Annotated in this window: 16 protein-coding genes; 13 read left to right on the top strand and 3 right to left on the bottom strand. The window is 52.0% G+C overall.

Features of this window, described 5'->3' with window-relative positions:
- Positions 1-1359, top strand: a 1359-nt coding sequence (locus tag ACR0P9_RS01590; protein ID WP_432617099.1) for an S-layer homology domain-containing protein, incomplete at its 5' end; no start/stop codon positions are given.
- Positions 1360-1402: 43 nt separating this feature from the next.
- On the opposite strand, the gene ACR0P9_RS01585 is transcribed toward ACR0P9_RS01590, so the two are convergent.
- The 3 genes from ACR0P9_RS01585 to ACR0P9_RS01575 form a co-directional block, all read right to left on the bottom strand.
- Positions 1403-2881, bottom strand: coding sequence for a D-alanyl-D-alanine carboxypeptidase family protein (locus ACR0P9_RS01585; RefSeq protein WP_432617098.1), 1479 nt, complete (start codon positions 2879-2881; stop codon positions 1403-1405).
- On the bottom strand, positions 2871-3353 hold the full coding sequence (locus tag ACR0P9_RS01580) for a hypothetical protein (RefSeq protein ID WP_432617097.1): 483 nt from the start codon (positions 3351-3353) through the stop codon (positions 2871-2873). The genes ACR0P9_RS01585 and ACR0P9_RS01580 overlap by 11 nt, the downstream gene beginning before the upstream one ends.
- A 97-nt stretch (positions 3354-3450) precedes the next feature.
- The gene (locus ACR0P9_RS01575; protein ID WP_432617096.1) at positions 3451-4431 is read right to left on the bottom strand and encodes a hypothetical protein; all 981 of its coding nucleotides are present in this window, start codon (positions 4429-4431) and stop codon (positions 3451-3453) included.
- A gap of 90 nt (positions 4432-4521) precedes the next feature.
- Here ACR0P9_RS01575 and ACR0P9_RS01570 point away from each other — a divergent pair, with 90 nt between their 5' ends.
- The 12 genes from ACR0P9_RS01570 to coaD all read left to right on the top strand — a co-directional run bounded on the left by ACR0P9_RS01570 (position 4522) and on the right by coaD (position 15676).
- Complete coding sequence (locus tag ACR0P9_RS01570) at positions 4522-4764, top strand: YabP/YqfC family sporulation protein (protein ID WP_432617095.1); 243 nt, start codon at positions 4522-4524, stop codon at positions 4762-4764.
- A 7-nt stretch (positions 4765-4771) separates the two neighbouring features.
- Positions 4772-6001 carry a sporulation protein YqfD gene (locus tag ACR0P9_RS01565; protein WP_432617094.1) on the top strand — a complete coding sequence of 410 codons (1230 nt, stop codon included), beginning with the start codon at positions 4772-4774 and terminating at the stop codon, positions 5999-6001.
- A 2-nt stretch (positions 6002-6003) separates the two neighbouring features.
- Complete coding sequence (locus tag ACR0P9_RS01560) at positions 6004-7014, top strand: PhoH family protein (protein ID WP_432617093.1); 1011 nt, start codon at positions 6004-6006, stop codon at positions 7012-7014.
- 10 nt (positions 7015-7024) lie between these two features.
- Entirely contained in the window at positions 7025-7537 is a 513-nt protein-coding gene (gene ybeY / locus ACR0P9_RS01555; RefSeq protein ID WP_432617092.1) for an rRNA maturation RNase YbeY, read from the top strand.
- A 23-nt stretch (positions 7538-7560) separates the two neighbouring features.
- Entirely contained in the window at positions 7561-8454 is an 894-nt protein-coding gene (era, locus tag ACR0P9_RS01550) for a GTPase Era (RefSeq protein ID WP_432617091.1), read from the top strand.
- 3 nt (positions 8455-8457) lie between these two features.
- Positions 8458-9222, top strand: a complete 765-nt coding sequence (recO, locus tag ACR0P9_RS01545) for a DNA repair protein RecO (RefSeq protein ID WP_432617090.1) — start codon at positions 8458-8460, stop codon at positions 9220-9222.
- Between the two features lie 13 nt (positions 9223-9235).
- Entirely contained in the window at positions 9236-9703 is a 468-nt protein-coding gene (locus ACR0P9_RS01540) for a DUF1648 domain-containing protein (RefSeq protein WP_432617089.1), read from the top strand.
- Positions 9704-9745: 42 nt separating this feature from the next.
- Positions 9746-12145 carry an endonuclease MutS2 gene (locus ACR0P9_RS01535; RefSeq protein WP_432617088.1) on the top strand — a complete coding sequence of 800 codons (2400 nt, stop codon included), beginning with the start codon at positions 9746-9748 and terminating at the stop codon, positions 12143-12145.
- 259 nt (positions 12146-12404) lie between these two features.
- The gene (locus ACR0P9_RS01530) at positions 12405-12683 is read left to right on the top strand and encodes an HPr family phosphocarrier protein (protein WP_087018525.1); all 279 of its coding nucleotides are present in this window, start codon (positions 12405-12407) and stop codon (positions 12681-12683) included.
- 81 nt (positions 12684-12764) lie between these two features.
- A complete protein-coding gene (gene uvrC, locus ACR0P9_RS01525; RefSeq protein WP_432617087.1) occupies positions 12765-14603 on the top strand; it encodes an excinuclease ABC subunit UvrC in 1839 nt (612 codons plus the stop codon).
- Entirely contained in the window at positions 14600-15154 is a 555-nt protein-coding gene (gene rsmD, locus ACR0P9_RS01520) for a 16S rRNA (guanine(966)-N(2))-methyltransferase RsmD (protein ID WP_432617086.1), read from the top strand. Before uvrC ends, rsmD begins: the two co-directional genes overlap by 4 nt.
- Before the next feature lie 33 nt (positions 15155-15187).
- The gene (gene coaD / locus ACR0P9_RS01515; RefSeq protein ID WP_432617085.1) at positions 15188-15676 is read left to right on the top strand and encodes a pantetheine-phosphate adenylyltransferase; all 489 of its coding nucleotides are present in this window, start codon (positions 15188-15190) and stop codon (positions 15674-15676) included.
- The last annotated feature ends 173 nt before the right edge of the window (positions 15677-15849 follow it).

Here is a 15849-nt window from a genome sequence, read left to right as displayed (position 1 = left end):
GATTATCTCAAGTGGCAATATGCCGGATGGGATGCCACGCAGTCGGGACATGTCGATGGCAACACCTATTATCTGACCATCAAATACACGATGACATGGTACACGACAGAAAAGCAGGAAACAGCACTGGATGTGAGAATCAATCGTATCTTGCAATCACTGAATCTCGACGGGAAGAGTGACTATGAAAAAATTTCCGCGATTTACTCGTATGTCTGTCAGCATGTGACGTACGACAGCAAGCACGATGCGGATGATTCGTATAAGCTCAAGTACACGGCGTATGCGGCGGTAATCAACGGCACCAGTGTCTGTCAGGGCTATTCGGTTTTTCTGTATCGACTGCTGCTGGAGGAAGGGATAGACTGCCGCTTTATCTCTGGCACAGCGAATGGAGAAAACCACAGCTGGAATATTGTCAAGCTGGGCGGAAAATATTATAATTTGGACGCAACGTGGGATGCCGGCAGTGATACACCGGCGTATTTCTTAAAAAGCGACGCCAATTTCTCCGACCATGAACGAGATGAGGCGTATTTGACGCAATCCTTTGCTCGCAATTATCCGATGGGAGACACGGATTATGACGAACAGAGAGAAACACATACACACACGTATAAACAACCGGAATTTGAGTGGAGTTCCGACTTACTCTCTTGTATTGCTCGTTTTTTTTGCACGCTTGGCGATGATATACAGCAGGAAGCCTGCACCGTCACCGTGAATGAAGATGGCACACGTATTGCTTCCTGTACGTTTGACGGCAAAACATATACCGATCAAATTATTTCGGATACGCGCCGCGTGGAGGACATTTTTACCGATGTTCCGGCAACGAGCTGGTACCGAGATTTCGTGCAGTATGTGTATGACCACGCACTGATGGGCGGTGTGTCCAAGACGGAATTTCGACCGAACGGCACACTGACGCGGGCGCAGGTAGTACAGATTTTGTATAATCAGGCGGGAAGCCCGGATGTCACAGGAGAAAGCCGATTTACCGATGTAAAAAGCACGGCATGGTATTATCGGGCGGTCACTTGGGCGGCAGAAAATCATATTGTCGGCGGATATACAGACGGAACCTTTCGACCCAATCAGTCAATTACACGGCAGGAGGTTGCCGTGATGCTGTACTCTCGCGCCGGAAGACCGGCAGTCAGCGGATCGCTGGATGGTGTTTTTGCAGACAGCAGTGCTGTTGCTGGATGGGCGAAAAATGCCATGGTTTGGGCGTATCAAAATCAAATTTTGTCTGGTGAACGGGTGGGAGACAACCTGTATCTTCGTCCGGCAAATCATGCAACCCGCGCACAAGCTGCGGTAATGATTACACGCTATGCAGAACTGGCTGCATAAATCAAAATCCCCTGTTTCTCAGGAAACAGGGGATTGCTGCGTTTTATCGACGATTGCTGCGATTCTTGCGGTTTTTCCGCTTTCTGCGCTGTTGTTTTTTGATGCGGCGGTTTCGTCTTGCAATGACAGAGAATACCACATACAAGATAAACAGAACGATAATGATGGTAATCACGATGCGGACCGGTGCCCAGTGAAAGAACTTGGAGACCTGATCCAGTGCATATAAGAGCGTGGAACGCTGGACGGCACTCAGGGCAATCAGATCTTCTGTTGCACACACGGTTCCGTTATACGAATAGGTAACCGTGCCAAGCTTCTGTCCCTGCGCAATCGGGGCATCGTAACTGTCGGATACATCCAATTTGGTTTCCAAGTCGGAGGATTCTGCCCCCTTAGGCAGGAGGACAGAGACATCCTTAGAGGTGACGAGCGTCACGTGATCGACGCCCTTGCCGAGACGAACCGGGCATTCTGTCACCGCGGAACCGCCCTTTGTTGCGGTCTGCATCCGGAAATTGTCGAAGGCCCACTCGAACAGACGCTTGGTTTCGGTGAAGCTGCCTGCGTATTCTGTGCCGCCCTTGGCACCGAGAATGACGGAATAATAGGAGTAACTGCCCTGCTTGGCATAGGAGACCAAGCAGTATCCGGCAGGCGTTGTATGGCCGGTTTTGATGCCGTAGCAGTTGTCGTAATAGATGGACGAATAGCTGCTGCGAATCAACTCATTGGTCGTATAGATAATGCGCTCCGGATTCATATTGGTCTCCGGCAGCTTTTTTTGCGCGGTGTTGACGATGGTCTGGAAGGTTGAGTTCTTCATTGCCTCGCGGGCAATCAGATACATATCATACGCACAAGAATAGTGATCGGTGTCGTGCATACCGGTTGGATTGACGAAGTGCGTGTTGACACAGCCCAATTCGCTGGCACGGTCATTCATCATCTTGACGAAGTTGTCTACAGAACCGCCTGCTGTGCGGGCCAGTGCATTGGCGGCTTCAAATGCGGACGGCAGCATCAGGCAGTACAGCAGATTTTCTACGGTCACTTGCTCACCGGCTTTGAGTCCGGCGTTGCTGGCGCCAGCACCTGCTGCGGCAATGTCTTCCTGTTTCATGGTGACAACGTCACTCAATTCGCAGTTTTCCAGCGCGAGCAGGGCGGTCATCATTTTGGTTGTAGAAGCAGGATATTCCTTTTTCTTCTCGTTCTTTGCCTCAATGATTTCACCGGTTTCCGCGTTGACGAGAATCGAAGCCTTGGCATCAATGGTAATCGTCGGATTTTTTGGATCCTGCGGTTCAGTTTCTTCGGCAGTGGTGTCTTCTGTTGTTTTGTCCGAGCTGGAATCGCTGGACTTGTCCGTTTTTGTCTCTGTGCTGTCAGAGCCTTGTTCGGACGAAGTAGTGCTTTGCGTGCTCGATGTGTCAGAATCGACAGCGAACACCGGTGCTGCCATGCCGGTGAGTAAAGAGAGAGACAGCAAGAAGGCAGCAAGCTGTTTTTTAACCTTCATCTGGGTGTTCCTCCTTGGTTTCTTCCGGAATGAATGCGGTTTCTTCTTGCTCCGACGGTTCGGCAGCTGCCTCCGACTCTGTATCGGTTTCCGGTTTTGCTTCTGCCTTCGGCGCTTCGTCCTCATCCTCCCAGAGATCCGCAAACTGGCTGAGATCTTCAGAAATCAGCGGAGAAGATTCTTCTTCCGGTTTCGGCTGTTTGGATTTGTCAGTAGTCTTCGGTGCTTCCGGTTCTTTTTCTTCAAAGAAGAAATCTGCATCGCTGAAGCGGCCGCGAATGCGGGCAGGCTTCGGCGGACGGCGGCGCAGGGCATCGTAAGTGAATCGGCGGCAGCTTCCTGCCATGGCTACGATGCCGCGAAATTCGCAGACGCCTTGATATTCATTGTCCGGCTTACAGTGGGCGCAGTAGGCGCAATGCGGCTCAATGGATTCGTTATATAAGCAGTTCCTTCGGAACAGATTAAACATAGCAAGTCTCCTTTTCTGTCATAAGACACTATCACAATATTATAGCGTATTTTACCCGCGGTTTCCAGACGCAAGAGGACGAAAATATGACGGAATTTTATCGTGTTTCCAGCCAGCTTGTCGGTACAACGGAGACGGCTAAGAGACAGAGGCAAAAAGCGAGGACGGCGTGAACCAGCTTGCCGCGAATACAGGCGCGAAAGGATAAACCTTCTGTCACAGTGGCGGTTTGAAATAGCACGGAACATCCGCCAAAGGCACATAAAGAGGAGACAGCAATGAGCCGTGCTGCTAGTGTACCGGTATCTGGCGTCAGGCTGGCAAGCCCCTGCGTCAGTTCTAACATGCCAATCAAGATTCCTGTGCCGTCAGACAGGCTCAAAGTGCGGAATACCGGTGCGAACGCGCAAAGAAGAAAAGAGAAGATACCGACCTGTCGAAGCAGAGACAAGATCACGGAAAAAACAAGCACAAAGGCAGATACATGCAAGCTGGCGCGTCCGGCAGACAACACAGCTTGGACAAACAGCGGGATCCATCGCAGAAATTCCGATTGATTGGTCAACGCCGCAGACTTTGGCGCCGTCTTCGGACGCAGAACAAACGCGGTCAGCAGAGCCGAAATGATATGCACGAGATATAAGAAGATGCCGGCGCGCAGCGAGTGAAACAGACCGTTGCCGCACATGCCGATGAGAAAGGCAGGGCCGGTATTATTGCACACCGCTGCCAGAGCGTTTGCTTGTTCGCGCGTGCATTGCTTGTTGTGGTATAGCTCGGCTGCCATGCGCGCTCCGGCGGGATAACCGCCCAAAAAACTCAGAAGCATGGCTGCCGCGCCGCAGGCGGGCAAATGAAACAGCTTGCGGAATGGAACGGCGAAGAGCGCACCGATGGTCTGCGCCAGTCCGCAGGAAATAGCAAGCGTGCTGGCGACAAAAAACGGAAACAATGCCGGAATCACGGAAGTCAGACAGAGATGCAGTGCCGCGCGCACAGCATCGGTGCAAGCGGCCGAATATCTGCACAAAAGTAACAAAAAGACCAAGCATCCGGCAGAATACAGGCGGGAACGCATGAAAATCAGCTCCTTTCTCGGTTCATTTTATCGGGACATGGCAACAATCATGCTGCTGGTGCATACAAATTTCCAGAGGAGGGGATGGGTGTGGGAACAAAATTTCCGGAGCTGGGCGGTGCGCCATGCATCGAGCTGGACGGAAACCGCAGTATTGTGATAACCGGACGCTGTGCGATTGTGCTGTACAGTGAGGAAGAAATGCGGATTCACTGCGGCAGACTGCTCATCCAAATCACAGGCAGTGCGTTAGAGCTGGGAACACTGGATGAGCAAGAGCTGTCCATTACCGGACTCATTGCACAGGTGGGATTTTTGACAGAGGGAGCGTGAGCGCAGAATGGTTGCCGAATGGATTCGACTGGCGGGAGGAATGCTGACTATCCGCGTGCGCGGCGCAGAGCTGGAACGCTTTCTCAATATCTGTTCGGAACATCGGATTTTGCTGTATCGCATTCGCCGGACGCAGTTGGATGAGCTGCAAGCGGAGCTGTCTCTGCGTGACTTCTGCCGCCTGTCGCATGTGCGCAAACGCTCGCGCTGCCGCGTGCATATTCTCCGGCGGCGCGGCTTTCCGTTTGTTTGGAAACGCATTCGCCATCGGCACGGCTTGTGGATGGGATTGATTTTTATGGGATGGCTGTGCTGGGAGCTGTCCTCACGGATCTGGATGATTGATCTTCAGCTGGAACAGGGCGTCGATAGTCGGGTCATTATGCAGGAACTGGAACAGCTGCATATTGGCGTCGGCACGAGAAGTACGACGATTGATGCAAAGGATGTCAAGCGGCACATGATGATAACCTTGGATGAACTCAAGTATTTTTCCGTCAATGTCGAGGGAAATGTGCTGACTGTGCAGGCGGCCGCGGCGAAGCCGCCGCCAGAGGACGAGACCAAGCAGGGGATTCATGATGTTGTCGCAGTAAAAGACGGTGTGATTCGGAAAATCTCTGTCGGGCGCGGCACGCAGCTGTGCAAGACGGGAGATGCCGTTGTGCGCGGACAGATGCTGGTGGATGCGTTGGTAGAGAAGCAGGGAGAACTGGACGAGGATCGGCTCACCGATGCCAATGCACAGGTGTGGGCGGATGTGCGCTATTACGTGAAGCGGAAAATGCCGCTCGAAGCATCGAGAAAAACCGAAATGGGCAGAAAAAAGCACCGGTATGCCCTGTGTTTCGGAAAAACACGGATAAATTTGTATAGGAGCAGTAGTCTAACCGATGGGATTTGTGATAGAATAATAACGATGAAAACGGTGCGCCTGAATGAACATCTGGTGCTGCCGATTTCCCTGTACTGTGAGACCGTGATTCCATATCAGACAGAACCTGTGCTGCTCCGGGCGGAAACGATGCAAAACCGGCTGGAATATGGAACAAAGCGGTCTGTCCAAGCGCAGCTGCAGGAAGGCTGCCTGACGTCTATGCAGGCAGACATGAACACGGAAGATCATGCCGCTGTCCTGCGGTCTGTTGTGTGGTGTTATGAACAGATCGCCGAACGTGTGGAAAGCAGCAGAACGGAGCTTCCGCAATCAGAGGAAAACAAGGAGAGCGAAGAATAAATATGGCAGAAACGACCATGCATATTGACTCCATTGATTTAATCATGGGAATTTTCGGCGCGTTTGACGAAAACATGAAGGTGCTGGAAAAAGCACTGGATGTCACCGTGCTCAGCCGAGAAACCGAACTCAAAGTCACCGGCTCCGACCCGGAACATGTGGAGCTGGCGATGAAAACCATCCAGTCTCTGATGCAGCTCGCCGAGCGCGGCGAGAGCATTGGCACACAGACCGTACAGTATGTGCTGGGTCTCGTCAAGGACGGCAGACAGAATCAGATTTCTGAAATCGGCAAGGATGTCGTGTGCATCACGGCGAAAGGCAAGCCGATCAAGGCAAAGACGCTGGGACAGAAGCGGTATATGGACGCGATGCGCACGCATACAGTCACGATTGGCATCGGACCGGCGGGTACAGGCAAAACCTATCTTGCTGTTGCAGCAGCTGTGGCAGCGTTCCGCGACAAGCAGATCAGCCGCATTATTTTGACTCGTCCGGCTGTCGAAGCGGGTGAAAAGCTCGGATTTTTGCCCGGCGATTTGCAGAGCAAGGTAGATCCGTATCTGCGTCCGCTGTATGACGGTTTGTTTGATATGATGGGTGCGGAGACCTTCAATAAGCTGCTGGAGCGCGGCAGCATTGAGGTTGCACCGCTCGCGTACATGCGCGGACGTACACTAGACGATTCGTTTATTATTTTGGATGAGGCACAGAACACGACGCCGGAACAGATGAAGATGTTTTTGACTCGTATCGGCTTTGGCTCCAAGGCGGTTGTCACGGGCGATATTACCCAGATCGACCTGCCGGGAGATCGCGTCAGCGGCCTCAAAGAGGCGGTGCGCGTGCTCAAGAATGTCGAAGACATCGCCCAGTGCCAGCTGACGGATAAGGACGTCGTGCGACATGAGCTGGTACAGCGCATTGTTCGTGCCTATGAGAAATATGAACAGCAAAAGCAGCTGCGCGCCAAGGAAAGCGCGGCAAAGCGTCGGACACAGAATAGAAAGTGAGGCGGAGATTATGCATCGCATTCGCATTACGCCGGAGGCAGAGATTGACCAGTTCGAGCAGGTTGCCGAGCTGATTACTCGCTGCGCACAAAAGGCATTGGAGACCGAAGGCGCACCAGAAAACAGCTTTGTCGATGTCACGATTGTAGACAGCGAGACCATTCGCACGCTCAATCGGGAAAATCGCGGAAAAGACGCCGTGACCGATGTGCTGTCTTTTCCCATGCTGGAATTTTACAACGGCGAATGGCCGGAGGATGTAGAACTGGAGCGCGATCCGGGAGACAATTCGCTGTTTTTGGGCGATATGATTCTCAATTATGACCGTGCGGTGGAGCAGGCAAAGGAATACGGTCATTCGACCGAACGGGAATGCGGCTTTTTAACCGTGCACTCTATGATGCATCTGCTCGGCTACGATCATGAACGCAGTGAGGAGGAACGGCAGCTTCAGCGCAAGCATGAAGAGGCGGTACTAGAATCGCTGGGACTGCGCCGCGATACCGATCAGTTTGAAAAGTAAGAGGAACGATAAGGAGAACTAGCATGAGTGTAAAAAAGAGTGCCATTATTTCCATCGTGGGCAAGCCGAATGTCGGCAAATCGACGCTGCTCAATCAGTTGGTTGGCACAAAGATTGCGATTGTATCCAATAAGCCGCAGACGACGCGTACGCGCATTACCGGTGTTGTGACCAAGGGCGACTGTCAGTTTGTCTTTCAGGACACACCGGGTCTGCACAAGCCGCGCTCCCGTCTGGGCGATTACATGGTAAAAGTCGTCAATGATACTGTGACAGACGTGGATATTGCGGCAATGGTCGTCGATCCGGTGCCGCATATCGGCCCGGCAGAGCAGGAACTGATGGAGCGCATGAAGCAGTATCACATGCCGTCTGTGCTCATCATCAATAAAATTGACACGGTAAAAAATGAGGATTTGCTCGCAGTCATTGCGGCATATTCCGAGGCACACAAGTGGGATGCAGTGGTTCCGCTGTCCGCAAAGACCGGCGAAAACTGTGACATTCTGTTTGAAGAATTCGCCAAGTTTGCGATTGAAGGTCCGCAGTTGTTTCCGGATGATATGCTGTGCGACCAGCCGGAGCGTCAGCTCGTGGCAGAGATTGTCCGTGAAAAAATGCTGCGTAATTTGGAGCGCGAGGTGCCGCATGGCACAGCGGTTGCAGTAGAGCAAATGCATGAGCGCGAGGATGGTCTGATGAATATCGCGGCGACGATTTACTGCGAGAAGAAGAGCCACAAGGGCATTATCATCGGAAAAAATGGCACGATGCTGCGCAAAATCGGCGCAGAAGCGCGAAAAGACATCGAAGAGCTGCTGGATACCCGTGTCTATTTGCAGCTGTGGGTCAAGGTCAAGGAAGGTTGGCGCAACAATCAGTATCAGATGCGCAACTTTGGCTATGAAAACGAGTAATATATGGCACAGCAGCATATCACGGTCAGAGGGTTGGTGATCCGGCAGACGGATTTCGGAGACCATGACCGGTATATCACGCTTCTGACCGAAGAATTGGGCAAGATTGAGGTGCTGTGCCGCGGCATCCGGCGCAAGCGCGGACGTTTGGTGACGGCGACTTCTTTGTTCCAGTACAGCGAATTTACGCTGTTTGCGGGCAGACAGTACCAGCTCAATGACGCTGTCATAGATACCGCCTTTTGGAGCGGTATCACGAGCAATATTGAGTACTATGCGCTGTGCTGCTATTTCGCAGATTTGGCGAATATCGCATCGGTCGAAGAACAGACGACACAGCAGATTTTGCGGCTGTTTTTGCGGGCACTGTATGCGCTGGATCGCCAGAGCCGCCAAGTGCAGGCGGTCAAGGCGGCGTTTGAACTGCGATTGTCCTGTCTGCTCGGCTTTCAGCCGGAGCTGAACGGCTGCGGCGCGTGCGGGGAGACTGCATGCAGCAATTGGTCGTTCTTGCTGGAAAACGGTGCACTGATTTGCGATAGCTGCCGAAAGCGTGTCGGCGGCACGTATTTTTCTGTATCGGAAGGTGTTCTGCACGCCCTGCGGTATATCGCGTTTTGTCCGGATAAAAAAGAGTTTTCGTTCACTGTCAGTGAGCAGACTGCCAAGCAGCTCGGCGCGATTTGTGAACGATATTTGCTGTATCATATGGATGTGCAGTGCCAAGAGACACTGGGCTTCTATCATTCCCTGTTTGATCTGCACTGAGGAGGGGATTGTTATGCGTACCAAGCGGCATACTGTATTAGAAAGTATGGCGTGGCTGCTGCTGCTCGCGAGCTATGGCGTTGCCATTGCCGGAATGCGGCATCTGCCGGACACGATTGCGACGCATTTTATGCTGGACGGCACGCCGAACGGCTACGGTTCGCCGGGGGCTCTGCTGATTTCGCCGATCATCATGACGTTTCCTTTGGCTATTGTCAGTTTAGTGGCGCATTTTATGCCTGTAGATATGCTGAATGTACCGTTTGAGATGAACAAGAAAAACGAAGCGTGTGTTTATCAGACGATCATTACCATGCTGCATGTCCTGCAGGTGGAGATCAGCGGGTTTGTGTTGTACACAACGATCATGAGCTATCGGCAGGACGGGCGCATCATGCCGTGTCTGGTTCTCTTTTTGGCGGTGCTCGCGGTGACGATTATCGGCGCAACGCGGCGGGCATACCGCATCAATCAACAATAATTACATAGAAATAGAATATTTTTAGGAGCTTTGACAAGAAATATGAGTAAACTTTCTGAAAAAAGTCTGAAAATACTGGAATATTATACGATTCTCGATCAGCTGGCAGACAAGTGTGTCAGCCGAAAGGCAAAGCAGGCGGCAAAGAATTTGCGCCCGCTGCACGACATCGAGGATGTACAGGAGCTGCTGACGCAGACCGATGACGCGAAGCGTCTGCTCACGACCGGCGGCACACCGGCGTTCGGCGGCATTCGTGAGGTGTCTGCGGCGCTCAACCGCTCCAAGATGGGCGGCATTTTGTCTACGCGCGAATTGCTGGATATTGCTTCGCTGCTGCACGCCGCCAATCAGGTGCGCAAATACGGCAACGAACAGCAGGACAACGGCGTGCATACATCGCTGGATTCCCTATTCGCGCGCATCAACAGCAATCGCTATCTAGAAGAAAAAATCAATCGCGCGATTATTAGCGAAGAAGAGATTGCTGATGCGGCATCGTCCGAGCTGGCCAATATTCGCCGCCAAATTCGACAGCAGAATGTTCATGTGCGCGAGACGCTGAATCATTATGTTTCCTCTGCCACGTATTCTAAATACTTGCAGGAGACCATTATCACCCAGCGCGATGGCAGATATGTTATTCCGGTCAAGAGCGAGCACAAGGGCGATGTGCCGGGCATGGTGCATGACGTTTCGTCCTCCGGTGCTACGCTGTTTATTGAGCCGACACAGGTTGTCAATGCCAATAACCAGATTAAAATTCTGCAAGGTAAGGAAAAAGTAGAAATCGAGCGCATTCTTGCTGAGCTGACTGCGGATGTCGAAGGATTTTCCGACGCCATTGCGGCAGACTATGATGTGCTGTGCAAGTTGGACTTTATCTTCGCCAAGGCAAATTATTCCTTCCAGCTCAATGCCTGCGCACCAAAGCTGAGCGAAAAGACACAGGTACAGCTGATTCAGGCGCGGCATCCGCTGCTTGACCAGAAGAAGGCAGTTGCCATTGATATTGCCCTTGGCAATGACTATGACACGCTGGTTATTACCGGTCCGAATACCGGCGGCAAAACGGTCAGCCTGAAAACGTTGGGTCTGCTCAGCCTGATGGCGGCATCTGGCCTGCACATTCCGGCAAATGAACAGAGCGAAGTGTGTCTGTTTGAGAATATTTATGCGGACATTGGCGACGAGCAGAGCATTGAACAGTCGCTGTCTACATTTTCTGCACACATGAAGAATACCGTATCTATTATGGAAAAGTGCGGTCCGGACGACTTGATTTTGTTTGATGAGCTGGGTGCCGGTACCGACCCGGAAGAGGGCGCGGCGCTTGCTGTTGCCATTATCGAGTACGGTAGAAAAATGGGCTCACTGGTTGCAGCGACCACGCATTATTCCGAGCTGAAGGTCTTTGCGCTGACAACAGACGGCGTAGAAAACGCATCGTGTGAATTTGACGTCAGAACTCTCCAGCCGACCTATCATCTGCTCACCGGTGTGCCGGGCAAATCCAATGCATTTGCGATTTCCAAGCGGTTGGGCTTGCAGCCTGCGATTATTGAGCAGGCAAAGAAGCAGATTTCCGAGGAAAACGTCCGATTTGAAGATGTTCTGGGCAGACTGGAAAAGGAACGGCATCAGCTGCAAAAGCAGCGTGAGGACGCAGATCGACTGCGCCGCACGGCACAGTCGGAAAAGGACAAGGCGGTCACGATGAAGGGACGCGCCGAGGACGAGACCGATGCGATTCTCGAAAAGGCACGCGAACAGGCGGCGCGCATTTTGCGCGATGCACGCATGGCATCGGATACCGTCTTTGCCCAGCTGGATGAGATGAAGAAGCAGGCAAACGCCAATGCGGCAGACCAGAATTTGGCTGCGGCTCGTGCCGCACTGCGCAGTACGCTGGGACAGGCGGAAAAGAAGGCGGGTCACCGCGAGAAAAAGACCGTGGAAGCGGACAGCATTCGCCCGCTCAAGGCCGGTGATACGGTATATCTGCTCAATGTCGGCGTACAGGGCACCGTACTCAAGCCGGAGGATAAGGACGGCATGGTTTACGTGCAGGCGGGCATTTTGAAGGTCAACGTGCCGATTAACGAGCTTCGCATTGAACAGCCCAAGAAAAAGCCGCAGCCCAAGACGCGCAAAGCGTATCGGACGGCGGGCGCATCGCCGGAGGTGCGCCGCTCGGCAGCCAAGAGTGAGCTGGATGTCCGCGGCATGATGGTTGAAGAGGCTCTGATGGAGGTTGACCGCTACATTTCCGACTGCCTGATGGCGCGGCTGGATATTGTGACGATTATTCACGGCAAGGGCACCGGCGCACTGCGCACGGCGATTCAGGATCACTTGCGGCATGACAAGCATGTGAAGTCCATTCGCAACGGTCGATATGGCGAGGGCGATATGGGCGTAACAATTCTGGAATTGAAATAAAACCTAACAAAACACGAAAAATAGGGCGCAAAAAACGTCAATATGTTGAGAACACTAGTGTTGCAATTTGCGGCATTTGAAAATCCTTTACAAATTTTTGATCGAAAATGCTCTCTTTTGTTACAAAAACATATTGACGAAATCGGAAAAAACAGGTATGCTATAAATAATAATATATGATTCAGGAAAAAGAATCTGCATATTCATGTATTGTGTTGTATAGGTTTAGTTTAATTTTGTTTATAGGAGCGATGTTGAAATGTTTTCACAGGAAGTTCAGGTAACGAACCAGGTTGGACTGTATGCACGTCCAGCTACATTCTTCATTCAGTGTGCAAATGGTTTTAAGAGCACAATTCTGGTTGAAAAGGAAGAGCGCAGAGTCAATGCAAAGTCTCTGCTGGGCATTCTGTCTTTGGGTATCACCAAGGGCACGACAATCACGCTGATCGCAGACGGTGTTGACGAAGTTGAGGCTGTCAACGCACTGACCGATCTGATTCAGTCCAATTTCAGCGATTCGAACTTCAGCGACTGATTTCAACCCTACGAATGAACAGAGGACACCGCTGGTTTGCGGTGTCTTTTTTTCGTAACTTTTTCGGAAGGAGACATGGAGATGACCCGCGAAGAACTGCATCAAAAGGTACTGACGCTCCCGAAGGAGCCTGGCGTGTATATCATGAAAAATCGGCACGATCAGGTGATTTACGTCGGCAAAGCGAAGGTGCTCAAAAATCGCGTTTCGCAGTATTTCCAAAATGACGCGAAACACACGCCGAAAACGCGGAAAATGGTGGAAAATATCTATAATTTTGATATTATCGTGTGTTCTTCCGAATTTGAAGCGCTGGTTTTGGAAAATCAGATGATTAAAAAATACCAGCCGAAGTATAACATTCTTCTCAAGGATGACAAGGGTTATCCGTTTATCCGCATCTCGACGGACGAGCCGTATCCGGAATTTGAAGTTGTGGGAAAAACCAAGGCAGACACGGCGCGATATTTGGGGCCGTATGCCGGACGCGGCGCGGCGTTTCAAGCAATAGATACCGTGAGCCGCGCGCTTGGCCTGCGCGACTGCCATCGCGTGCTGCCGCGCGATATTGGCAAGCGGAGGCCGTGTCTGAATGCCCAGATGAGGCGCTGCTGTGCGCCGTGTGCGGGCAAAGTATCGCAAGAAGAATATGCCCAGCGCGTCGCACAGGCCATTCGCGTGTTGGAGGGCGATTATGAAGCGCTTGCGGCACAGCTGGAGCGCGAGATGATGCAGGCGGCAGAAGAAGAACGGTTTGAGCAGGCGGCACAGCTGCGCGACCGAATGCGGGCGATTCAGCGCGCCGGTCAGCATCAGATGGTTGTGGCAAGCGGCTTTTCCGACATGGATATTTTGGCATTTGTGCAGGGCGAGACTAAAGGCTGTCTGGTTGTTTTGCATTATATCGCGGGCAATTTGTACGATAAAGAATATACCATGCTGGATGGTACCTCAGAGGAAGATGGCGCAGAGTTATTGGAAAGCTATCTCAAGCAGTATTACGCGATGCGAGGTGCTGTGCCGAGTTTGGTGCTGATCTCCGAACCGATAGAAGATATGCAGGCAGTCAGCGAGTTTTTGCGCACGACAGCGGGAAAAAAGGTGACGGTATCCGTGCCACAGCGCGGCAGACGGCGAGAACTCATGGATTTGGCGCGGAAAAATGCGCGGGAAGAAATTGTTCGCTCGGAGACCACTGGTCAGCGCAGACAAAAATCCTTGGAGCTGTTTGGCAGCATGATGGGACTAGAACAGACACCGACAACGTTTGAAGCGTATGACATTTCCAATCTGGCAGGAACCAACACAGTCGGCTCGATGATTGTTTTTGAAAACGGCCAGCCCAAACGCAGCCGCTATCGCCGATTCCGTATCGAATCGGTGGCAGACGGGCAGGATGATTACAAGGCGATGGAAGAGATGCTGACGCGGCGAATGCAGCGCTGGAAAGACGGCGATGAGAAGTTTTCACCGCTGCCCAGCGTGTTTATGATAGACGGCGGACTGGGACATGTGCACGTGGCAAAGAGCGTGCTGGAGCGATTTGATTGCGATACACCGGTGTTTGGCATGGTCAAGGATGACCACCATCGAACCCGCGGTCTGGTCGCGCCGGACGGACGGGAATTCAGCATTGCGACGACACCAGCGGTATTTGCGCTGGTCGGACGCATGCAGGAGGAAGTGCATCGGTTTGCCATCACCTATCAGCGTACTTTGCGGCAGTCACAGGCAGTGCGCTCTCAATTGGATCAGATTCCAGGCATTGGAGAAAAACGCCGCACGGCACTGCTGCAAACATTTAAGAGCCTCAAGCGTATTCGAGAGGCATCGATAGACGAGCTGGAAGCAGCTGTTCCTCATGCAGCGGCACAGGCGGTCTATGATTATTTTCACAAGAAACAGGAGGAGCAGACATGAGAGTGATCAGCGGAAGCGCGCGCGGCAGAATTTTAGACGCTGTGCCGGGAAAAAATACCCGTCCGACAACAGATAAAGTCAAAGAATCCGTGTTTAATATTTTACAGTTTCGCTTGTACGATGCGGCGATGCTGGACTTGTTTGCCGGAACCGGACAGATGGGCATCGAAGCACTGAGCCGCGGCGCCAAGCACGCGGTATTTGTCGATCAGGCACCCAAGGCGATTGGCATCATCAAAAAGAATCTCGCAGCTGCACGCGTGGAAGATCGCGCGGAGGTGCTGCATATGACATATCAGCAGGCATTGCAGCGTCTTTCGGGGCAGCAGTTTGATGTACTGTTTCTTGATCCGCCATATGGAGGCGAGTTGTTAAATTCTGCGCTGAAAGCTGTAGAATCGTTTGACATCCTGTCGCCGGATGGTATAATAATATGTGAAAGTTCCGTGGAAGATAGCGTCAGGTGCCCAGAATCCTTTGCTGTGCAGAAAACTTATCAATACGGCACGATCTGCCTGACGGCAATGTGCCGGAAGGAAGAAAACAGCTAAGGCACTCCGCAGGAGCAGCCGGAAAGGACACGTATGAGAATCGGGGTATATCCTGGCAGCTTTGATCCTGCCACGCTCGGACACTTGGATATTATTCAACGCGCATCCAAATTATTTGACAAGCTCATTGTTGCGGCGATGATTAACGGAGAAAAGACTTCCGCCTTCACCATGGAGGAAAAGGTCGATTTTCTCAAACGCATGACGGCAGATCTGCCAAATGTAGAGGTGGACAGCTTCAGCGGTCTGCTCGCAGACTATGTGCGCGAGAAAAACGCCTGCGCGATTGTCAAGGGACTGCGTGCCGTGTCTGATTTTGAATACGAATTTCAGATGGCACTTGCCAATAAAAAGCTGAATACAGAGTTGGATACGGTCTTTCTCATGACCGATCAGAAATATCTGTTCCTCAGCTCCACGATCGTGCGTGATATTGCCCGCCACGGCGGCGACATCAGCGAGTTTGTCTCGGAAGAAGTTCGAGAGGACATTTTGAAAAAGCTCGACCGCACGCATCAGTAAAACGGATCATCACGATAAGCAAAGATAGAAAGACAAGCAGATGGAGGGACACGCATGGTAGCTGTTTTGGAAGAACTCATCAATTCGCTCTATGATATGATTCAGGAAGCGCGCAGCGTTCCGCTGAGTGCAGACAAATGTATGATTGACCAGGAAAAGGCACTCGATATTCT

Origin of the sequence: Butyricicoccus sp., assembly GCF_050872565.1 — a bacterium.
Taxonomy (GTDB): Bacteria; Bacillota; Clostridia; order Oscillospirales; family Butyricicoccaceae; genus Butyricicoccus_A.
The sequence above is the reverse complement of the archived record's forward strand: the minus strand, read 5'-3'. Positions and strand labels throughout refer to the sequence as shown.